The following is a 20,200-nucleotide window of genomic DNA, read 5'->3' on the forward strand; positions in this document are numbered from 1 at the left end:
AGTTTAAAAGATTTAAGTACAAGAAATATTGACTTCACTATTAAATGGTGTTCCTTTATGTAAGGAAGCTTTGTCAAATATTTTTCTAATCATATATGAAAAAATCATTATGATGGCTCTTTAGAACAAGAATGTTAATACTTAAATGTTTACTTTTAAACTTTTAGACGATCGAGCGCTTGCTCACATGCAAGCAGCAGAAAGAAAATGCTTACATTTTTTATTATTTTGAAAAAATATCACATATTAATTACATGTGACGTATTTTATACTATCTGGTAAGCAAGAATTGAATTGATAGTATAACCAGTTTGCTACAGGCAAACTACCTTCTAGCATGTAGGCATTTTTTTTGAAGCTAATCCTATTATAAACAATTATCTGATTTTTGTGAATGAAAACCACTTTAATAGTTAAAAATTTGTTAGAAAAATGTTTTTTTAAGGATTTCTTCTATATAAACTACAACGCTATTAATACCATAACATAAATTTGTTATATTAGTGTACAGGTTTTTTCTACATAAATGATGACATTTTTTCTATCTTAACTAAAAATCTTAACAATTTGCATAGCTAAATAAGCGATGCCCGCACCAATTAACGGTCCTACTGCAACACCGTTAAAAAGTGTAACCGCAAGAATTGTACCGAGGACTAAAGCTGTTGTAATATGTGGATCTTCTGCAAGTAGTGTAAGACCATTTTTGGCAATCAAGGCAACTGCAATTCCTGCTCCTAAAGCAATCCAGGCATATGATGATTTTAGAGCATCAATTAATTGCTTAAAGCCAATTTCACCTGTTGCAATCGGGACTAATACAGCGATTGTAATGATCGTCACTCCCCAATTAATCCCTTTCGAACCTATCGCAGGTAATAATTTTGCTTCTAAACCTAGCAATTTAATTAGAAGCAAGGCTCCCACTGCAATCAATAATGATTGGTTTTTAGCTATAAATCCAATAGCTAAAAGAATAAATAAAAATAAAGACGATTGACTAAACATGATGTAAAACCTCCATAAATTACTTCGATTTATTCTATTCCTATATATGTCATCATTTCATTTTTAAATTTAAAGTATAAACAAGCTCCATTTGTAATAAACATGCTATATACCAATTAAATATCTATGAGCTCAACTATTTTGATAGTAGATATTCATATAGCATGGAAGAGGACCATAAAATATATGAGGTTCTTGTAGCCGAAAAAGGGGATCCAAAGAGACCTTATCAAACATACTCTTATGAAGCGAATTTACTTCTGGGTCCTTTTTTAGCCCAAAAACAATCGGACATATTTTTGAAAAAATGGACTGGTGAATTAAAGCACCTAAAATCCATAATCCAACAATTAGAACAAGCAGGTTATACATATGAAAATAATGAAAAATACCAAGAATTGAGTAAGCAAGTAAAGCTGATTGAGGAGGTATTGTAAGATTGACAAAAATTCCAAACGGCTATGAAGTCATTCAATTATTTGAACAATATTCACCAAAGTCTCTTGCTGTTGAAGGAGATAAAATAGGGCTCCAAATTGGAACGCTTAATAAAAAAATTGAACATGTTATGGTTACCCTAGATGTGGTGGAGTCAGTTGTCGATGAAGCGATAGCTAAAAAAGTAGACTTAATTATTGCACACCATCCTCCTATTTTTAGACCGATTAAAAATATGACAACAGATACTGCATACGGCAAGATGATTGAGAAATGTATTAAACATGATATTGCGGTATATGCTGCACACACTAATCTGGATGTTGCAAATGGAGGTGTCAATGATTTACTAGCAGAAGCCTTGCAATTGAAGGAAGTGGAAGTGTTTATTCCTACATATGAAGACCAGCTAAAGAAACTGGTTGTTTTTATTCCATCATCATATGAAAAAGAGCTGCGAAATGCACTGGGAAAAGCAGGTGCGGGCCATATTGGAGAATATAGCCATTGTTCATTCGCAACTGAAGGAGAAGGGAGCTTTTTACCTCTTGATAAAGCCAATCCTTTCATTGGTGAAAGAGGAAAAGTTGAATATGTTGATGAATCAAGAGTTGAAACGATTTTCCCTGCTTCTATACAAAAGAAGGTTATTCAAGCTATGTTAAAAGCTCATCCTTATGAAGAAGTGGCTTATGATATATACCCTTTAGAACAAAAAGGATCAATAATGGGGTTAGGGCGTATTGGTGTTGTGGAAAATGAATTAAGCCTTGAAGAATTTGCTGTGCATGTGAAAAATAGCCTTGGAGTTGAACGTGTAAGAATGGTAGGTGACCCTTCCAGTAAGGTGAAAAAAGTGGCTTTATTAGGCGGCGATGGAAACAAATATATCCAACAGGCAAAAATCAAGGGTGCAGATGTATATGTAACAGGTGACCTGTATTTTCATGTTGCACAAGATGCGTTGATGTTAAATCTTAATGTGATTGATCCTGGACATCATGTCGAAAAGGTCATGATCGAAGGAGTAGCTAAAAAGTTAGGGGAATTGTGTGAAGAACATCATTTTGATGTAAATGTGTTTGGCTCACGGGTAGATACGAATCCTTTTAAATTTGTATAAATGTGCATTAAAAAAGCGTCTGACTGAATTCAGACGCTTTTTGGTTAATTTTTTATTTTTACTTTTGGTAATATTTTTGACAGTGGTACTTTATCATTTACATTCCAAGTAGAGTCATCTAGCGGATTGTATTGCTCAAGGAATTGGATGACTTTTTTTGTAATTGGTGTCGGTGTAGATGCTCCTGCTGTAACAGCAACAGTTTGAACATCCTTAAGCCATTCAAGCTTAAGCTCGCTTAAATCTGAGATACGATATGCTTTTGTCCCGGCAATTTCTTCAGATACCTGTGCTAATCGATTTGAGTTATTACTTTTAGGATCTCCGACTACTATTGTTAAGTCAGCATCTTTTGCTTGTTCAGCCACAGCTTCTTGGCGGACTTGCGTTGCCAGACAGATTTCACGGTGAACTTCTACATGAGGGAATTTTTCCTTCACTGTTTCCATAATATCAGCAACATCCCATTGACTCATTGTTGTTTGATTAGTAACAATGACTTTCTCATTTTGAATGTTTAACTTTACGACATCCTCTGATGATTGCACAAGATGTACGATCTGTGGAGCAACACCTACTGCGCCTTCAGGTTCTGGATGCCCTTTTTTACCGATATAAATAACATCGTATCCTTGAGCTTCCTTTTCGCGGATAAGGTCATGTGTTTTTGTTACATCTGGACATGTTGCATCTAGTGTAACAAGCCCTTTTTCTTTTGCGATTCGTCTAACTTCAGGAGAAACACCATGAGCTGTAAACACTACTGTTCCTTGATCTACTTTCTCCAGTATGTCTAATCTGTTTTTTCCATCAAGGGTAATAATTCCATCTTCCTCAAATGCATCTGTTACATGTTTATTATGAACAATCATTCCTAAAATGTAGATGGGTCTTGGTAATGATTTATCTAAAGCAGCGTTCTTTGCAATAACCATGGCATCAACGACACCATAGCAATATCCACGTGGTGCGATTTTAATTATATTCATTAAACTGCCTCCTTAAGAGATCAAATAGGAGCAGGAGCAAAGTAATAGTCATGTCCTGTTTCCACTCAAAAAAGCCGTGTATACGGCCTTTTTCACTAACAATCTCTTAATATTATAACGAAGAATAGGGAATATTACAAAGAAGAATATTATATATACATTTTAGGTTGTGAGCTTCTGGTTGAAGGCTTTCGTTTTTTACTACTTGTTGTCGGTGCTTCTTTTTCCTGTTTATCTTCAGTTACGATTGGCCGAGTAGCCTTTCGCTTATTAGATGGTTGTGTATTGGTTTGCTGGTTTAACTCTTCATCTTTTTCGGAAGAAGAAGATTCCGGTTCCGCTGAGGTTGTGTCAGAATCATCACTACTATTTAGTTCACGATAAATTTTTATCATGGCAGGCAAATTTTTGACAAGTGGTCCATATTGCTGGACCATAGGTGTTACTTGTTGTGCCATCCCAAGAACACGTTGAACGTTTCCTAGCATTCCTGAAATATTTGATGGATTCATCAGGCCTTGAAGTCCTCCGGAAGCCCTAGTTGCATTAGTGACTGCATTAGCCCCCCCCATAAAGCCTTGAGGGTTACCTGCAGCAGCACCCTGTGATCCTGGCAGAAAGCGGGATATTAACCCTTTTAATCCACCGCCACCTGTTCCTCTTGGCGTCATCGAACCAAACTGAGGACCTCTTCCCATACCGGGTCCGGGCATTCCTTGTCGTCCCATTGGAATTTGACCTTGCTGAGGGAAGAATCCTCTAGTGTTCATGGGAGGCATTGGTCTTTGTTGAAACATATTTTTCCTCCTTTCCAATAATTGTTCCTCTATCCTAGACTATGCATAAAAGAGGTATTTGGTTTCTGGGGTATTTCTGCAAAACAAATTGAATTTGAGTTTTTCTTTTATTAAGGTATAATCTAATGATGGACTGATAAAGTGATTCGATAATAATTTTCTATGATCGATTGATATGAAAGCTTTATCGAAAAGGAGAGATACGGATGGAACAAACAAAATTTGAGCGTTTTTCATTAAAACCTTTTATTATAGAAGCATTGACAAAGGAATTAAACTTTTACGAGCCAACTGAAATTCAAGAAAGGTTAATGCCTTCCATTCTAAAAGGGGAGAGTGCAATTGGACAATCTCAAACTGGTACAGGAAAAACTCATGCCTATTTATTGCCTTTATTAAATCAAATAGCAGCGGAGAAAAAAGAAGTACAAGTTGTCATCACTGCTCCTACCCGGGAATTAGCAACTCAAATCTATCAGGAGGTAGGAAAAATTATTACTTATTCTCCCGATGAAATTTCGGCTAAGCTATATATCGGAGGAACAGATAAGCAACGAACCATCGAAAAGTTAAAAACACAACCACATATTGTTGTAGGAACTCCCGGAAGAATTAATGATCTTGTAAAAGAGAATGCATTGATCATAAACAAAGTTCGTTCGTTTGTTGTAGATGAAGCGGATCTCATGCTTGATATGGGCTTCATCAAGGATGTGGATATGGTAGCCGGTCAAATGCCGGAAAACCTGCAAATCTTAGTTTTCTCTGCAACTATTCCTGAGAAATTAAAGCCTTTTTTAAAAAAATATTTGGCAAATCCGCGATTTACACATGTTGCTCCTAAACAAGCAACTGCCGCAAAAATAGAACATGTTCTTGTACCTGCAAGACATCGTGATAAATTAAAGCTCGTTTATGATATGTTAGTTGATTTTAATCCTTTTTTAGCAATCGTTTTTACAAATACGAAAAAAAATGCTGATATTGTTGCGGATGCCCTAATAGAGAAGGGGCTAAAAGTTGGTAGAATACATGGTGATTTATCCCCTCGTGATCGTAAAAAGATGATGAAACAAATAAATGAGTTAGAATATCAATACGTGGTAGCAACTGATTTGGCTGCCCGTGGTATTGATATTAAGGGAGTAAGTCATGTTATAAATTACGAGATTCCAACAACAGAGTTGGATTTTTATATTCACCGCGTGGGTCGTACAGCCAGAGCAGGTAGTTCGGGGATTGCAGTAACATTGTTTGAAACTTCTGACGATGATGCATTAAACAAACTGGAAAAACTAGGAATTGAGTTTGTTAATAAAGATTTTGTTGCTGGAGAGTGGAAGGATATAGATGACCGTAAACGTCGTCAAAATCGAAAAAGGGTAACAGATGAAGTTGATGCATTGGCAAAGAGTATCGTTCAAAAACCAAAGAAAGTAAAACCTGGTTATAAGAAAAAAATGAATCGTGAAATGGATCAAATTAAAAAGAGAAAAAGAAGATTAACAAAGAAACAAAAATAGGGGGAGTAAAAATGCTGAAAATTGGATCACATGTTTCAATGAGTGGGAAGAAAATGTTATTAACTTCAAGTGAAGAAGCCGTTTCATATGGAGCCAACACATTTATGATCTACACAGGTGCTCCACAAAACACAAGAAGAAAAAAGATAGAAGACCTTAACATTGAAGCGGGACAAGCTCATATGAAAGAGAATGGTATAGAGGAAATTATCGTCCATGCTCCGTATATTATTAATATAGGAAACACGACAAATCCGGCAACATTTGAACTAGGTGTAAACTTTTTACGTTCAGAAATTGAACGAACAAAAGCGCTTGGAGCTAAACAAATTGTTCTGCATCCGGGTGCACATGTAGGTGCAGGTGTGGATGAAGGAATACGAAAGATTATCGAAGGTTTAAATGAGGTTTTAGAACAAGATCAGGAAGTACAGATTGCTTTAGAAACAATGGCTGGTAAAGGTTCTGAATGCGGAAGATCCTTTGTTGAATTAGCGAAAATAATTGATGGTGTGACTCATAATCAGCACTTATCAGTTTGCTTTGATACATGCCACACACATGACGCAGGGTATGATATTGTGAATGATTTTGATGGAGTACTAAAACAGTTTGATTCTATTATTGGATTGGACAGAATAAAAGTGCTGCATATTAATGATAGCAAAAATCCAATGGGTTCTAGTAAAGACCGCCATGAAAATATCGGTTTCGGTCATATTGGCTTTGAAGCACTGAATCGAATCGTTCATCACGAAGCTCTAATGAATGTTCCTAAGATTTTGGAAACTCCTTTTGTTGGTGAAGATAAAAAATATAAAAAGCCTCCTTATAAATTTGAAATTAATATGTTCAGAGAAAAAATGTTTGATGAGGGACTTTTAGAAAAGATATTAAATCAATAGGGAAAGAGGAGAGAACTACATACAAAAAGTAGTTCTCTTTTTAATTAACCATAGCAATATTTATTTAAAAGCGTAAAGTCAATTTGAAAAAGAGGATATTCAGAGTTTGAATATCCTCATAAGTATGGTTAGTTCGTAAATTTCTGGAATATTTGATTTACTTGTTGAGCTGTTTGTGGAGAGGTAATATTTGCAATCTGAGTAAGTAGTTTTTTTCTTTCATTCACATTAAAAATATTGATGTTTTTTCCATGCATAGCTTTTACAACTTTAGTCGCTTGGGGACGTTCTATTGTTATATTAAATTGCTTCGCATATTGCATGAGTTCCTCAACAGAAATGTTGTTTAACTTTTGGTTGATAATTTTTTGAAATAAGATCATATTTAAACCTCCTCTAAAACAATGTATGGAAGGTTTGATTAAAATGTGCCGCTTTTTAAGAACGCAAATTGCTTTACATTTTATAAAGATTCCTGTACAATTCTTATGTTGTAAAAGTCTAACATATAGAAATCGATTATAAATCGTAACGATTCTTAAATCATAAAGGAAGATGCAAATGAATCAACCGGTTGTAGAAATAAAAGATCTAAATTTTACTTATGAGCGGCAAAGAGTACTTGAAAATATAGATTTAACGATAGAACAAGGCAGTTTTCTGGGGCTTGTCGGGCCAAACGGATCCGGAAAAACAACATTATTAAAATGTTTATTAGGGTTATTAAAACCTCAGCAAGGTGAAATAAAGTTGTTTGGCCATCAAATTCAAAAGTTTAAAAATTGGCATGAAATTGGGTTTGTTTCACAAAAGGCAAATAGCTTTAATACCGGATTTCCAGCATCTGTGTTTGAAGTGGTGTCAAGTGGTTTAACGTCTAGGCTTGGATTGTTCAAATTTATGACTAAACAAGATCGTACAAAAGTGTATGAAGCGATTGAAGCTGTTGGATTAAGTGCTTTTGCAAAGCGCAATATTGGAGAAATGTCTGGTGGACAACAGCAAAGAGCGTTTATTGCAAGAGCCATTGTAAGTAACCCCAAATTGTTAATTTTAGATGAACCAACTGTTGGAGTAGATGCTCAAACGGTTCAAAGCTTTTATGATATGTTGTTATCCTTAAATAAGGATCTTGGTATCACACTAATCTTGGTAACTCATGATGTAGGCACGATTACAGACAAAGTGTCACATGTTGCATGCATTAATAAGCATTTACATTTTCATGGGAACTCCAAAGAATTTGAATCACTAAAGGATGATGAGATGTCCGACTTTTACGGACACTCCTTACATGTGTTATCACATGATCACTCCCACTAATGGAGGAAATATGAAATGTTAAGTAGTCTTTTTCAATATGAATTTTTACAAAATGCCTTTATTTCAGGAATGCTTATAGGGTTAATTGCCCCTTTACTTGGTGTATTTGTAGTTGTAAGAAGAATGTCTTTAATCGCAGATGCACTTAGTCATGTTACATTGGCTGGAATTGCCGCTAGTTTATTATTAGAAAAAAAGGTAACTGCTTTTGTAGGAATCAATCCACTATATTTAGGCATGGCATTTTCAGTTGGTGGTTCCCTTTTCATAGAAAAACTTAGAACAGTTTATAAGCATTATCAAGAATTGGCTATCCCGATTATTTTATCAGCAGGTGTGGGGATCAGTGTTATATTTATTTCGCTTGCTGACGGCTTTAATACCGATTTATTCAGTTATTTATTTGGTAGTATAAGTGCTGTAAGTCGTGCGGATATGTATGTGATCTCAGCAATTACAGTTGCAGTTATTTTCGTCATATTTTTCCTATATAAAGAACTCTTTTTGTTATCATTTGATGAAGAACATGCGGTAGCATCTGGTATTAGTGCTAAAGTTATTCACTTTATTTTTATTTTTATGCTGGCACTTGTCATTGCAGGCTCAATGAGAATTGTTGGGATTTTGTTGGTTTCATCTCTTATGACATTACCTGTTGCTGCCAGTATTAGAATTGCTAAAGGATTTAAGCAAACGATTTTCTTTTCTGTACTATTTGGTGAAATATCTGTTATTATTGGATTATTCCTAGCCTATTATTTAGATTTAGCACCTGGCGGAACAATTGTCATCCTATCAGTTCTTATTTTGATTATGACAATAATATGGACTAAATATACAAAGGGGAAAGTTTCATGAACGTTCAAGAAGCTCTCGACTTATTAAAAGAAAAAGGATACAAATACACAAGTAAAAGGGAAGAGATGCTCCAACTCTTTGCTGACCATGATAAGTATCTTACAGCTAAAGATGTGTTGGAATTTTTGAAAGATGATTATCCAGGTTTAAGTTTCGATACAATTTACCGAAACCTTTCCCTATTTGCTGATCTTGGGATTTTTGAAATGACAGAGTTATCTGGTGAAAAGCACTTTCGATTTACATGTAGCACAAAACACCACCATCATCATTTTATTTGCATGAAATGTGGGAAAACGAAAGAACTTCCTGGTTGTCCAATGGGAAATCTAACGGATAGTCTAAATAATTATGATATAAGCGGTCATAAGTTTGAAGTATATGGAAGATGCCCTCAATGTCAATTATAAAGAAAAAGGAAGGCTTCAGTTTTTAGCCTTCCTTTTTCTTATATCTTTATTTCGGTCCATTGCTGGACCCATTTCTTTGCCTCACGCCAATTATTCACTCTAATAACCCCTTTTGGAATTGGATCTTGATTATAGGGTGTATTAAATAAGATAACTGGAATACCGTGTTCTTCATTTATCATGCAGGCATTATCATGCTTGTCCTCAAAGAAAATGGAAATATTATTTTCCTTAACAGCCGCAAGTTTATCATGGTTCCCAATTAATTCAATATGGTGATAAAAAAGGTCTTTATCTTTGAACCATTGATTTGTAATTTCCATTAAATGCTTTCTTCTGGCGCTAATAAACATTAATTGGTGCATATCTTTCCATTCATCTAATACTTCTTTTGCATGTAAAGCCAGTGGTGCTTCTTTATAGATAATAGGCTCGAATTCGTCCATCCAGCTCCAAAAGTCAGCATCTGTAATGTTATAAACTTTTGTTAAATCATATTGAGTTAAATCTTGATATGTTAAGGATTTTTTAAATGACTGATTTAAATAAGGTAAAAAGGTTTGCGGATCTGTAACAGTACCATCTATGTCGATTCCTAGTCGTAACATTTCTTTTCTCTCCTTCATGAAGTCCTAATACATAGTGTACCATACAGAATTTAATCGAACAGAAAAGTTTTACAGTTATACTTTTTGACACTAAGTTTATAATAAGAATGCTCCTTTATTTAAGAAAGGATGGGATCTACATGGCAGACGAAAATAAGTTCAATGAACGAGATCGTTTTGACAATCCTGATTATAGGGGAATCACGCCGCTAGATCGAGAAATAGAAACAGATTATGAAACAGAAGCAGCTGCTGAAATTGCAGCTCCGGTTAATATGGGAGGTACCTATAAGGCAGCTGATACTGAGACTGATCGAGGTGAAAGAGTTGGTGAAGGCAAAGGTATTGGATATCTGGCCTTAGCTTTATCCATCATTTCACTATTTATTTTACCTGTCATTTTAGGAGCAGCAGGTATAATTGTTGGATTTATTGCCAGAAGAAGAGGGGCTCTTACAACAGGGGCTTGGGCAATTGGAATAGGTGTCGTTTCAATTATCTTAGGTATCTTTATCATGCCGTTCTTTTAGAATAGCTGATAAGACATTGAAATTGGGGGTTGATCTTTATGGTCAATCCCCAATTTATTATTTCAATCATGAGCTTTTTAGCGGTAGGGGGATAGGGCATATGGAAATGAAAAAGAAACAATCTATTCACAATCCAGTGAAATCCAGTCAAATAAATAATGATGCGTATGAGGCTAATATGAAGCTCCAGGAACGGTTTTATGAAGAGGATAGCAGGAAAGAGGATTCAGCTCTCTCATTGGCTAACAGCAGCAATTTTGGAACGTTTATCTTACCTGAAGATGTATAAAAAAACAAAGAAAAAAGGATATCCACAAATTGTGGTATATCCTTTGTCATTCATGATCTTTTTTATGCGTTTGCTTCAGCTTTCTCTGCGGCCTGCTTGGCATAATGTTCTTCCGCAATTTTATCAATTTCTTTTTTCAGTTCCTCAACCATTGTCGCTTCAGGAACTTTACGAACGATTTCTCCTTTACGGAAAAGTAGACCTTCCCCACGAGCACCAGCTATACCAATATCAGCTTCACGAGCCTCTCCTGGACCATTTACGGCACAACCTAAAACGGCAACCTTAATTGGTGCTTTAATCTGTGCAATATATTCTTCTACTTCGTTTGCAATACTTATTAAATCAATTTCGATTCTTCCGCAAGTTGGGCAGGAAATTAATGTTGCAGCATTTGCTGCTAAGCCGAAAGATTTTAAAAGTTCACGGGCAACTTTAACTTCCTCAACTGGATCGGCACTTAAAGAAACACGTACCGTATTTCCAATCCCCTTGCTAAGAATTGCTCCTAAACCAGCTGCACTTTTTACGGTTCCGGCAAAAAGTGTTCCTGATTCTGTAATACCTAAGTGTAAAGGATAGTCAAAAGCTCTAGCTGCTTTATCGTATGCTTCAATGGCTAAGTTTACATCAGAAGCTTTCATTGAAACGATAATATCATAGAAGTCCAAATCTTCCAGGATTTTTATATGATGCAGGGCACTTTCAACCATACCATCTGCAGTTGGATAACCGTATTTTTCTAAAATCCGTTTTTCTAACGAGCCTGCATTTACTCCGATTCGGATTGGAATTTTACGTTCTTTTGCTGCTTTTACGACAGCTTCTACTTTTTCTCTTCTCCCTATATTCCCCGGGTTGATTCTAATTTTATCTGCTCCACCCTCAATTGCTTTTAACGCGAGTTTATAGTCAAAATGAATATCAACAACAAGTGGAATATTAATTCTTTTTTTAATTTCGGCAATTGCATTAGCTGCACGTTCATCAGGACATGCAACACGTACAATTTGACAACCTGCTTCTTCAAGACGGTTAATTTCAGCTACAGTTGCCTCAACATCATGGGTTTTAGTTGTTGTCATACTTTGAATAACAACTTCATTATTTCCACCAATCGTTAAATTACCGACTTTTACAGGTCTTGTTTTCGTACGATGTATGATTTCACTCACGTGTAAATCGCTCCTTAAAATAGTTTAAGCATTTCATGAACATATAACTTTATGATACTTGAGATTCTGCTTTTTTTCTAGTAATTCTACTTTCCAACCTCATTTTACAGGGAGGGGTATGAATTGACAAGGATGATCTATTATTTATAATCTGGAAAAAAGTACGATGTACCAACCTGAATTTCCTCCACTTTTATACCATTATTAAGTTTTTCAAAATCCTTAACAAGCTGATCAATTGAAATTGGAAGTGTACCATGGTATTTCTCTGTTATCGTTAAAACAGTATCACCTTGTTTGACAGAATGTTCATAATAAGCTGCTTGTTTATCTTCAATATTATTATTGTGTACTGAAGATACAATGGCAGTTTTATTCATAACTGGGAGTGTGCCAACTTTTAAATCATAATAAATAATATAACAAATAAAAAAACATAGGAGTAAAATTGAGAATCGCTTCATTTTTTAGATCCTCCAATGAAAGGATTTTATATAATGATCCTATGCTTGTCCTATTTAAATATGTCTGCTTTTTCTTATCTTCATAATAAAATTTTAAAAATTATACATGGCACTTAAAAAACGCGGATTTCTCCGCGTTTTTTTAAGTGGTTTCAATCTTCTTCTTATTTGGTGGGATTTCTTTTAATACGAGGTATAGGACGATTAAATGAACAAACCAATTCAATAAGAATCCGCTTGGAACAACCACCTGCAAACTATCCATGATGATAAAGAAGATGGTCGCTAATGTTGTCGAGTATGCTGCAATAACCCATAATTGTTTAAAGTTAACTTTTCGCTGCAGACTGTTTTTAAATGCCAAGCCAAACAAAGCTAAAATGGTAATTTCAATAAATTTTACGAATGCACCAAATAAGTACATAACAAGAATCATAATTGTAAGTACGATTGGAAGCAGCTGGTTGAACTGTGATGTGATCTCCATGATATCTTCCTTTGAGATGGCCATGTTCAAAAGGGAATATTCATAGGTTTGTGCTTGTCCATTTGCCGCAAAAACAAATTTATCTGATAATATCCCAATTGCATTTTCTTTTGCTTCCATCTCCTCCACACCATAAGCTCCAGAACCGTCTAAAATGATGAAAAATCCATCCTTCTTTATCTCTACTGGTTTTTCTGAGTCTGTTGAGAGTAACCCATTCTCAATTGAGAAAGAAGGCAAATCGTTTCTTAGTGTTTCATCAAAACTTTTCAAGCCTTCACTTAAGCTGCTTGAAAAATAAAGAGCAGTTGGTAAGGTGCTTAACAAGGATAAAATAAAGACGAACAGGATCGTTTTGCCTATTCCTTGGAACCGAAATTTCGAAATCGTTTTTGGAGAATAAATACTTACATAAAGTTGCTTAAATATATTCATGCTAAGAAGACACATCCTTCAAAAGTTTACGCTCTCTATTTTATATCCCTTGAAAGATAATGACAAGGAATCAAGGCTAGATAAAAGGAATAATCAAATAAAATTCACTTTGTAAAGATATTATAAATTTTTTGTAAATATTTTTAATAAATCTCTTTACAAAAAAACAGTATTTCGTTAATAATTGTAAGGGTTGTAGATGTTTGTCGACAAAAGACGAAATGAGGAGTTGGAAATTTTGGAATTAGATATCCAGAAGATGATATTTGAATTCATTGGTGGATTAGGGATTTTCCTTTTCGGAATCAAGTATATGGGAGATGGTCTTCAACGATCAGCCGGTGATAAGTTGAGAGACATTTTGGATAAGTTTACGACAAATCCGTTAATGGGTGTTTTAGCGGGTGTTATTGTGACGGTATTAATTCAATCCAGTAGTGGAACAACTGTTATTACGGTTGGTTTAGTAAGTGCTGGATTTATGAGTCTTAGACAAGCTATCGGTGTAATTATGGGGGCTAATATTGGGACAACCGTTACGGCATTTATTATCGGTATTAAAGTTTCGGATTACGCGCTGCCTATAATCGCTGTCGGAGCAATATTACTATTTTTCTTTAAAAACAAGAGAATACATAATATCGGTCAAATTGTTTTTGGATTTGGTGCACTATTCTTTGGATTGGAATTGATGGGTGATGGAATGAAACCACTCCGCACCTTAGAGGCATTTCATGATTTAACGGTTAGTATGAGTAGCAATCCGTTATTAGGTGTAGTAGTTGGAACCCTTTTTACTGTTATTGTTCAAAGCTCCAGTGCAACGATTGGAATATTACAGGAGTTATTTGGCCAGGGATTAATAGATATTAATGCAGCACTACCTGTTCTTTTTGGAGATAATATTGGAACGACAATTACAGCAGTGTTAGCATCTATTGGTGCTTCTATAGCAGCAAGAAGAGCAGCATTGACACATGTTATTTTTAATTTAATTGGAACAACCATTTTTCTTATTTTCTTACCTCTATTTACAAATTTTATGCTGTATTTACAAGGAGCATTACATTTAAATCCTGAAATGACGATCGCTTTTGCACACGGTACTTTTAATTTTACAAATACGTTGATTCAATTACCGTTTATTGGTTTCTTAGCGTTTATTGTGACGAAGTTAATTCCTGGTGAAGATTCAGTAATAGAGTATAAAACAAAACACTTAGATCCGATATTTATAGAACAATCTTCTTCTATTGCACTAGGGCAAGCAAAGGAAGAAGTCCTTCGGATGGGACACTTTGCAACAATTGGTTTGGAAGCAGCAAGAGACTATCAAGCAACATACTCTCAGAAAAATGCAGACACTGCCATGCAACTAGAAGACGCGATTAATAATTTAGATCGAAAAATTACAGACTATTTAGTACTTATATCAAGAAGTGAAATGTCTCCAACTGAGTCTGAAGAACATAGCATGCTAATGGACACAGTTAGAGATATCGAACGAATTGGTGATCATATTGAGAATGTAGTAGAATTAGTTGGTTACCAATTAACAAACAAAGTTAAATTAACTGATTCAGCTAAAAAAGATTTAGAAGATATGTTTGAATTAACGATACAAACATTAAAGGATGCTGTTACAGCTCTTGATGACAAAGATACAGCTTTAGCATCAAAAGTATTAAAATCTGAAGAGCAGATAGATAAGATGGAAAGAACCCTTCGTAAAAAGCATATCATGCGTATTAATGAAGGTAGCTGTACAGGTTCAGCCGGTATTGTTTTTGTTGACATCATAAGCAATTTAGAACGAATCGGCGATCATTCCGTTAACATTGCAGAAGCTGTTTTAGGATATAGAGATTAATCTTAAATTGAATATATAAGGGAAACAAGGTTTCTTATTTTAAGGCTGTATTAAAGTAAATTTAATATAGCCTTTTTTATTTATTTTTTGCACTATAAAAAGAAAGGACAATAGCAGGCCGTAATCCCCTGATTTAAAATAAGGAATATGTCTTATTGACGTATTTTCAATCTTAACACTAGCTTAATATTTCGATGTTATAATTAGTCGAAATTACACGAGAGATGGAGGATTCGGTTTGGGAAAGAAATGGGTTGACCACATCAATAATATTTTTATACATAAGAAGTTTGACCAGAAAAAACTTAGTCAGAACAAGAAAAATATTAATAATAATCTATCTGCATCCAACCGTTTATTTGATAAAGCATTTAAAAAGTTTAGTTTGCAAAATCGTTTATTGTTCTTATTTATTTTCTTATTAATTGTTTCTGTTACTATTGTAGGTATTAGTTCCTATATTAAGGCGAAGGATACAACTATTGAAACAATTGAAAATCGTATAAGTCGTGAATCTGAAGTTATGACATATGTCGCTAAAAACTTAAAGTTTTTATATGTAAGTGATGATTCATATTTTATGCAGCAGTTAGAGATTAGTATCCGTGACCAGCAGCGGCAGTTAGAAACAGACGGGATTGAATCTCATTTATATTATTATTCCAATGGAGAAATCAACACATTTAAAGTAAGTAATCATTCAAAAATCTCTTTCACAGATGCTTTTAAAGAAAAGATTGCAAAAGAAGATAAAGGGGTTTTTCACCAAACAATTAAGGGGGAAGACTATACAATTTCTGTTATTAACATGCCTGAGATTAATGGGAAATACCTTTTAATCGTTCCAACAGCATCTTATTTGGGGCCAGTAAATGAAATGGCACAATTTATGATTGCTGTAATTGTTGTGAGTTTAGTTATTTCAATCATTTTGCTAATTTTATTTGTTCGCAGTGTAACAAAACCTTTAACTGAGCTTCGGAATGTTATGTCAGAGGTGCGCGAAGGGAATTTAAAGAAAAAAGCTTTAATTAATACAACCATTCCGGAGCTACAATCTCTAAAAGTAAGCTTTAATATGATGATAGAACAGATGAGTAACGTTATAAATGAAATAAATGAAACAACAACAGAACTAGAAACAACCGGAGAAAAATTGAGTCATTCTTCTGAGGATGCCCTTTCTTATAGCCGACAGTTAATAACTGCCATTAATGTTGTAAAACAAGGGGCTGAACAAACAGCAAGCAGCTCGGATAGCAGTGTAAATGGATTTCAATCAATGAAACAAAAAATACAAATATTAATCTCTGGTATGGATATGGTATTCCAAAGCTCTGAGGATATGAATATATCAGCTAAGCGTGGAGAAAAGAATAATACATACTTAATTAATACCATTAACAGTTTTGAGAGAGATTTTGAACATATGACATCAACCATACAAGAAGTAAAAGAACATTCATCTTCAATAACAAATCTTGTAGGTTTAATAAAAGGTGTTGCTGACCAGACGAAGTTATTATCTCTTAATGCTACAATCGAAGCAGCAAGAGCAGGAGAAGCAGGGAAGGGATTTGCCGTTGTTGCAAACGAGGTACGTAAACTAGCTGAACAATCTTCTTCTGCTACTGTAGACATCTCCAAATCAATTTCTGAAATGGAAGATGTAACTATACGTGCTACAAAAGAATTTGATGAAATGCTTTTAAAGATAAGACGCTATCTAGAAACGGCAAACGATTCAAAAGCATCATTTGATGAATTAATGAAAGAGATAGATACAGTTAGTAAGAAGCTCCAAGGAATGCAGGGAGAGCTTCAAAAATTAAAGTTGGTACTTCCAGACCTTGAAGAACAAACATTAAGCTTTGCATCCATTTCACAAGAAACCCTTGCCAGTACTGAAGAAATGCTTTCAACAAGTAATGACCAAATACAACAGATGGAAAGCACTCATGAAATTGGCTTACAATTAAAAGGATTATCCAATTCATTATCTGGCATTTCCAAACAATTTAACGTAAACTAAAAATGACAGGTTGTATAAATTCTCATATTTATACAACCTGTCATTTATAATTTGTGTCCAATATAAATAAGCTAGAAGAAAAAGGTGTATGCACCTAATATCAAAATAGCTTTAAGATAGTGAGGGGGATTCTAAGTAAGAACAGAAACTTGGAAGCTAGGCAGTCCCCTGTTTTACTTAGCAAAGTGAAAAATTTTCAAGGAGGTTTTTGCCATGCATATAATCTATTGGTCAATGATCATCCTAATGTTTGTTGTTGCTTTTATAGGACTTATTTACCCAATCATCCCAAGTGTGATATTTATTGGCATAGGATTTTTATTATATGGTCTTTTCTTTACTTTTGCTGAATTAACATGGATTTTTTGGATTATACAGGGGCTCTTTATTGCTTTATTGTTCGGAGCGGATTATCTTGCAAATCTATTAGGAGTTAAAAAATTTGGAGGTAGTAAAGCGGCTATTTGGGGAAGTACAATCGGTCTTTTAGTCGGTCCTTTTATTATCCCTTTCTTTGGAATTATAATCGGCCCTTTTATTGGGGCGGTTATAGCAGAGCTATTAATTCATAAAAAGAACTTCAAAGATGCTCTTCATGCAGGATTTGGATCTTTAATAGGATTTATATCAGGTGTTTTTGCAAAAGGACTTATTCAGTTAATAATGATTGCTTATTTCCTCATTCAGGTTCTAAGGTAGTTTTTTCACTTGTATATAATTTATTTTTTTGAGAAAACTGTTATTTGTGTTTAAGGCTTTTCAATTGAAAGTATAGGACAATTTTGGTAACCTAGGAATTGAGAAGCCTGTATTGGCTTTTAACTTGTACATATATTGAGGAGGAATTAATAATGGCTTATGAATTACCACAATTACCTTATGCGTATGATGCACTAGAACCACATATTGACAAAGAAACAATGAATATTCATCACACAAAACATCACAACACTTATATCACAAATGTTAATGCTGCATTAGAAGGAAATGCTGATTTAGCAGGTAAAAGTGTAGAAGAGTTAGTTTCTAACTTAGACGCTGTTCCAGAAGCTATTCGTACAGCAGTGCGTAATAATGGTGGTGGACATGCTAACCACAGCTTATTCTGGACGATCTTGTCACCAAACGGCGGCGGTGAGCCGACAGGTGAGCTTGCTGATGCAATCAATGCTAAATTTGGAAGCTATGATAGCTTTAAAGAAGAGTTTGCTAAAGCAGCAACTACTCGTTTCGGTTCAGGTTGGGCTTGGTTAGTAGTAAATAATGGTGAGCTAGAGGTTACTAGCACTCCAAACCAAGATTCTCCTCTAATGGAAGGCAAAACACCAGTTCTTGGTTTAGATGTTTGGGAGCATGCATATTACTTAAACTATCAAAACCGTCGTCCAGACTACATTGCATCTTTCTGGAATGTAGTAAACTGGGATGAAGTTTCTAAGCGTTTTAACGCAGCGAAATAATTAAAATAATTTTTCTATTAAGAGAGGGCTAACATTTTTGTTAGCCCTTTTTGATTTGAAATCTTCTCTTAACCGAATATGACTATTTACAATCTAAATACATAACTACAATCCGATAAGACAAACTATGTATTAGAAGTTGAAGGGGAGTAGTTGTTATGTCAAAAATGAAGAAGCTTATTGGTGATGTAGAGGTTAGTAAGGATTTAGTTTTATTATTAGTGATAGGTGGATTGTACTCCTTAAGTATTGCTCTTTCTAACACATTTGTGAACGTGTACTTATGGAAACAATCGGGAAAGTTTATCGACTTGGCCATTTATAATTTATCAATAGTGGTCATGCAACCTCTAACATTTATCTTTGCAGGTAGATTAGCTAAAAAAATCGACCGTGTAATCGTATTAAGACTGGGAGTTATTTTCTTAGCTTCATTCTTCTTGATTGTCCTCATGATAGGAGGCTCTGCTGCAAAATTTCTCTATGTTTTAGGTGGGACATTAGGTATAGGCTATGGTTTTTATTGGCTTGCATTTAATGTTTTAACATTTGAAATCACAGAACCTGAAACGAGGGACTTTTTTAATGGATTTTTAGGTGTCATGAATTCCACAGCGGGAATGGTTGGTCCAATCGTTGCGGGCTTTGTTATTTCCAGGTTAAAAAATTTTACTGGTTATACAACAATCTTTACCATTTCTCTCATATTGTTTTCAGGAGCAGTAGTGCTTAGCTTTTTTTTAAAGAGAAGAAAAGCAGAAGGAGATTATTTATTAACACGAATTTTTCATGAAAGAAAAAACAACAAAAATTGGGGACTTATTACCAGAGCGCATTTCTTTCAAGGTTTACGTGAAGGAACTTTTGCTTTTGTAATTGGTGTATTTGTTTTTATTTCTACTGGAAGTGAATTGGCATTAGGAACTTTTGGATTAGTTAACTCCGCAGTTGCTTTTCTGGGCTATTATCTTGCAACAAGAGTGATAAAGAAAACGAAACGTAAACGTTTCATACTAATTGGTGGGACGTTACTGTATGTTTCGATTTTCTTAATACTTTTTGATCTGACCTATCAAAGATTGCTTATTTATGGAGTACTTATTGCAATTGGCTACCCTATGTTACTCGTTCCATACATGTCGTTAACATATGACGTTATAGGAAAAGCATGGAGTGCTGCCAAGGCTAGAATTGAATATATTGTTGTAAAAGAGATTTTTCTTAATGCAGGTAGAATTGTTTCAATAGTTGGGTTTATTATCGCTATTTCTTTCTTTGATGAAAAACAAAGTATTCCGATTTTACTTGCAATTATTGGTGCGGGACACTTCGTTATCTACTTTTTTGTGAAACATGTTCAGCTGAAAGAAAGTGATAAAAGCATTGAGCATAAAGGTCATAAACCAGTTTTGAAAAACAATCTTGTTGATGGTGATAGTAGTGGGTGAAATTTATAAAAGGGCTACTTTCGATATT

The 20,200-nt window shown here is 34.6% G+C and carries 22 protein-coding genes; 14 read left to right on the forward strand and 8 right to left on the reverse strand.

Annotated features, from left to right (window positions below; genetic code table 11):
* Nucleotides 1–546 precede the first annotated feature (546 nt).
* Entirely contained in the window at nt 547–1,008 is a 462-nt protein-coding gene (locus tag BK577_RS08700; protein ID WP_026560832.1) for a DUF441 domain-containing protein, read from the reverse strand.
* A gap of 164 nt (nt 1,009–1,172) precedes the next feature.
* Here BK577_RS08700 and BK577_RS08705 point away from each other — a divergent pair, with 164 nt between their 5' ends.
* Together BK577_RS08705 and BK577_RS08710 are read left to right on the forward strand one after the other, a co-directional pair.
* Nucleotides 1,173–1,445 (forward strand): tRNA (adenine(22)-N(1))-methyltransferase TrmK, encoded by a 273-nt coding sequence (locus BK577_RS08705; RefSeq protein ID WP_078432536.1) that lies wholly within the window; start codon nt 1,173–1,175, stop codon nt 1,443–1,445.
* 2 nt (nt 1,446–1,447) lie between these two features.
* Nucleotides 1,448–2,569, forward strand: coding sequence for a Nif3-like dinuclear metal center hexameric protein (locus tag BK577_RS08710; protein WP_078432537.1), 1,122 nt, complete (start codon nt 1,448–1,450; stop codon nt 2,567–2,569).
* Nucleotides 2,570–2,613: 44 nt separating this feature from the next.
* Here BK577_RS08710 and BK577_RS08715 read toward each other — a convergent pair whose 3' ends face one another.
* Both BK577_RS08715 and vrrA read right to left on the reverse strand, forming a co-directional pair.
* On the reverse strand, nt 2,614–3,558 hold the full coding sequence (locus BK577_RS08715) for a 4-hydroxy-3-methylbut-2-enyl diphosphate reductase (RefSeq protein ID WP_078432538.1): 945 nt from the start codon (nt 3,556–3,558) through the stop codon (nt 2,614–2,616).
* Between the two features lie 149 nt (nt 3,559–3,707).
* Complete coding sequence (vrrA, locus tag BK577_RS08720) at nt 3,708–4,355, reverse strand: VrrA/YqfQ family protein (protein ID WP_078432539.1); 648 nt, start codon at nt 4,353–4,355, stop codon at nt 3,708–3,710.
* 206 nt (nt 4,356–4,561) lie between these two features.
* Between vrrA and BK577_RS08725 the strand changes: the two genes are divergently transcribed.
* Nucleotides 4,562–5,878: a DEAD/DEAH box helicase gene (locus tag BK577_RS08725; protein ID WP_078432540.1), complete on the forward strand. Its 1,317-nt coding sequence runs from the start codon at nt 4,562–4,564 to the stop codon at nt 5,876–5,878.
* A gap of 11 nt (nt 5,879–5,889) precedes the next feature.
* Entirely contained in the window at nt 5,890–6,783 is an 894-nt protein-coding gene (locus BK577_RS08730; RefSeq protein ID WP_078432541.1) for a deoxyribonuclease IV, read from the forward strand.
* Nucleotides 6,784–6,911: 128 nt separating this feature from the next.
* Here the strand turns inward: BK577_RS08730 and BK577_RS08735 are convergent, their stop codons facing one another.
* Nucleotides 6,912–7,166, reverse strand: a complete 255-nt coding sequence (locus tag BK577_RS08735; protein WP_078432542.1) for a DUF2624 domain-containing protein — start codon at nt 7,164–7,166, stop codon at nt 6,912–6,914.
* Nucleotides 7,167–7,344: 178 nt separating this feature from the next.
* Between BK577_RS08735 and BK577_RS08740 the strand changes: the two genes are divergently transcribed.
* The 3 genes from BK577_RS08740 to zur are packed head-to-tail and all read left to right on the forward strand — an operon-like array spanning nt 7,345 to nt 9,374.
* The gene (locus tag BK577_RS08740) at nt 7,345–8,106 is read left to right on the forward strand and encodes a metal ABC transporter ATP-binding protein (RefSeq protein WP_026558727.1); all 762 of its coding nucleotides are present in this window, start codon (nt 7,345–7,347) and stop codon (nt 8,104–8,106) included.
* Between the two features lie 15 nt (nt 8,107–8,121).
* Complete coding sequence (locus BK577_RS08745) at nt 8,122–8,964, forward strand: metal ABC transporter permease (protein ID WP_078432543.1); 843 nt, start codon at nt 8,122–8,124, stop codon at nt 8,962–8,964.
* Nucleotides 8,961–9,374, forward strand: a complete 414-nt coding sequence (gene zur / locus BK577_RS08750; protein WP_078432544.1) for a zinc uptake transcriptional repressor Zur — start codon at nt 8,961–8,963, stop codon at nt 9,372–9,374. The genes BK577_RS08745 and zur overlap by 4 nt, the downstream gene beginning before the upstream one ends.
* 38 nt (nt 9,375–9,412) lie before the next feature.
* On the opposite strand, the gene BK577_RS08755 is transcribed toward zur, so the two are convergent.
* Nucleotides 9,413–9,982 (reverse strand): hypothetical protein, encoded by a 570-nt coding sequence (locus tag BK577_RS08755; RefSeq protein ID WP_245823452.1) that lies wholly within the window; start codon nt 9,980–9,982, stop codon nt 9,413–9,415.
* Nucleotides 9,983–10,122: 140 nt separating this feature from the next.
* On the opposite strand from BK577_RS08755, the gene BK577_RS08760 reads away from it, so the two are divergent.
* Complete coding sequence (locus BK577_RS08760) at nt 10,123–10,512, forward strand: hypothetical protein (RefSeq protein ID WP_078432546.1); 390 nt, start codon at nt 10,123–10,125, stop codon at nt 10,510–10,512.
* Between the two features lie 100 nt (nt 10,513–10,612).
* Nucleotides 10,613–10,801, forward strand: a complete 189-nt coding sequence (locus tag BK577_RS08765) for a hypothetical protein (protein WP_078432547.1) — start codon at nt 10,613–10,615, stop codon at nt 10,799–10,801.
* Nucleotides 10,802–10,863: 62 nt separating this feature from the next.
* Here the strand turns inward: BK577_RS08765 and ispG are convergent, their stop codons facing one another.
* The 3 genes from ispG to BK577_RS08780 form a co-directional block, all read right to left on the reverse strand.
* Nucleotides 10,864–11,976 (reverse strand): flavodoxin-dependent (E)-4-hydroxy-3-methylbut-2-enyl-diphosphate synthase, encoded by a 1,113-nt coding sequence (ispG, locus tag BK577_RS08770; protein WP_078432548.1) that lies wholly within the window; start codon nt 11,974–11,976, stop codon nt 10,864–10,866.
* 140 nt (nt 11,977–12,116) lie between these two features.
* A complete protein-coding gene (locus BK577_RS08775; protein ID WP_078432549.1) occupies nt 12,117–12,440 on the reverse strand; it encodes a LysM peptidoglycan-binding domain-containing protein in 324 nt (107 codons plus the stop codon).
* A 142-nt stretch (nt 12,441–12,582) separates the two neighbouring features.
* A complete protein-coding gene (locus BK577_RS08780) occupies nt 12,583–13,362 on the reverse strand; it encodes a DUF1189 domain-containing protein (protein ID WP_078432550.1) in 780 nt (259 codons plus the stop codon).
* Between the two features lie 238 nt (nt 13,363–13,600).
* Here BK577_RS08780 and BK577_RS08785 point away from each other — a divergent pair, with 238 nt between their 5' ends.
* The 5 genes from BK577_RS08785 (at nt 13,601) to BK577_RS08805 (ending at nt 20,172) form a co-directional block, all read left to right on the forward strand.
* A complete protein-coding gene (locus BK577_RS08785) occupies nt 13,601–15,232 on the forward strand; it encodes a Na/Pi cotransporter family protein (RefSeq protein WP_180321205.1) in 1,632 nt (543 codons plus the stop codon).
* A gap of 238 nt (nt 15,233–15,470) precedes the next feature.
* Nucleotides 15,471–17,264 (forward strand): methyl-accepting chemotaxis protein, encoded by a 1,794-nt coding sequence (locus BK577_RS08790; protein WP_245823453.1) that lies wholly within the window; start codon nt 15,471–15,473, stop codon nt 17,262–17,264.
* Between the two features lie 213 nt (nt 17,265–17,477).
* Nucleotides 17,478–17,963, forward strand: a complete 486-nt coding sequence (locus BK577_RS08795; RefSeq protein ID WP_078432551.1) for a DUF456 domain-containing protein — start codon at nt 17,478–17,480, stop codon at nt 17,961–17,963.
* A gap of 152 nt (nt 17,964–18,115) precedes the next feature.
* Complete coding sequence (sodA, locus tag BK577_RS08800) at nt 18,116–18,724, forward strand: superoxide dismutase SodA (RefSeq protein ID WP_026558739.1); 609 nt, start codon at nt 18,116–18,118, stop codon at nt 18,722–18,724.
* Nucleotides 18,725–18,882: 158 nt separating this feature from the next.
* Nucleotides 18,883–20,172: an MFS transporter gene (locus tag BK577_RS08805; protein ID WP_078432552.1), complete on the forward strand. Its 1,290-nt coding sequence runs from the start codon at nt 18,883–18,885 to the stop codon at nt 20,170–20,172.
* Nucleotides 20,173–20,200: the final 28 nt, after the last annotated feature.

It is taken from the genome of Metabacillus halosaccharovorans (assembly GCF_002019635.1).
Taxonomy (GTDB): domain Bacteria; phylum Bacillota; class Bacilli; order Bacillales; family Bacillaceae; genus Metabacillus; species Metabacillus halosaccharovorans.

Excerpts from the sequence above, each read along its gene's own strand:
- BK577_RS08700 (WP_026560832.1), bottom strand. The coding sequence starts at position 1,008 with ATGTTTAGTCAATCGTCTTTATTTTTATTTATTCTTTTAGCTATTGGA.
- BK577_RS08705 (WP_078432536.1), top strand. The coding sequence starts at position 1,173 with ATGGAAGAGGACCATAAAATATATGAGGTTCTTGTAGCCGAAAAAGGG.
- BK577_RS08715 (WP_078432538.1), bottom strand. The coding sequence starts at position 3,558 with ATGAATATAATTAAAATCGCACCACGTGGATATTGCTATGGTGTCGTT.
- vrrA (WP_078432539.1), bottom strand. The coding sequence starts at position 4,355 with ATGTTTCAACAAAGACCAATGCCTCCCATGAACACTAGAGGATTCTTC.
- BK577_RS08725 (WP_078432540.1), top strand. The coding sequence starts at position 4,562 with ATGGAACAAACAAAATTTGAGCGTTTTTCATTAAAACCTTTTATTATA.
- BK577_RS08730 (WP_078432541.1), top strand. The coding sequence starts at position 5,890 with ATGCTGAAAATTGGATCACATGTTTCAATGAGTGGGAAGAAAATGTTA.
- BK577_RS08735 (WP_078432542.1), bottom strand. The coding sequence starts at position 7,166 with ATGATCTTATTTCAAAAAATTATCAACCAAAAGTTAAACAACATTTCT.
- BK577_RS08740 (WP_026558727.1), top strand. The coding sequence starts at position 7,345 with ATGAATCAACCGGTTGTAGAAATAAAAGATCTAAATTTTACTTATGAG.
- BK577_RS08745 (WP_078432543.1), top strand. The coding sequence starts at position 8,122 with ATGTTAAGTAGTCTTTTTCAATATGAATTTTTACAAAATGCCTTTATT.
- zur (WP_078432544.1), top strand. The coding sequence starts at position 8,961 with ATGAACGTTCAAGAAGCTCTCGACTTATTAAAAGAAAAAGGATACAAA.
- BK577_RS08755 (WP_245823452.1), bottom strand. The coding sequence starts at position 9,982 with ATGTTACGACTAGGAATCGACATAGATGGTACTGTTACAGATCCGCAA.
- BK577_RS08760 (WP_078432546.1), top strand. The coding sequence starts at position 10,123 with ATGGCAGACGAAAATAAGTTCAATGAACGAGATCGTTTTGACAATCCT.
- BK577_RS08765 (WP_078432547.1), top strand. The coding sequence starts at position 10,613 with ATGGAAATGAAAAAGAAACAATCTATTCACAATCCAGTGAAATCCAGT.
- BK577_RS08775 (WP_078432549.1), bottom strand. The coding sequence starts at position 12,440 with ATGAAGCGATTCTCAATTTTACTCCTATGTTTTTTTATTTGTTATATT.
- BK577_RS08780 (WP_078432550.1), bottom strand. The coding sequence starts at position 13,362 with ATGAATATATTTAAGCAACTTTATGTAAGTATTTATTCTCCAAAAACG.
- BK577_RS08795 (WP_078432551.1), top strand. The coding sequence starts at position 17,478 with ATGCATATAATCTATTGGTCAATGATCATCCTAATGTTTGTTGTTGCT.
- sodA (WP_026558739.1), top strand. The coding sequence starts at position 18,116 with ATGGCTTATGAATTACCACAATTACCTTATGCGTATGATGCACTAGAA.
- BK577_RS08805 (WP_078432552.1), top strand. The coding sequence starts at position 18,883 with ATGTCAAAAATGAAGAAGCTTATTGGTGATGTAGAGGTTAGTAAGGAT.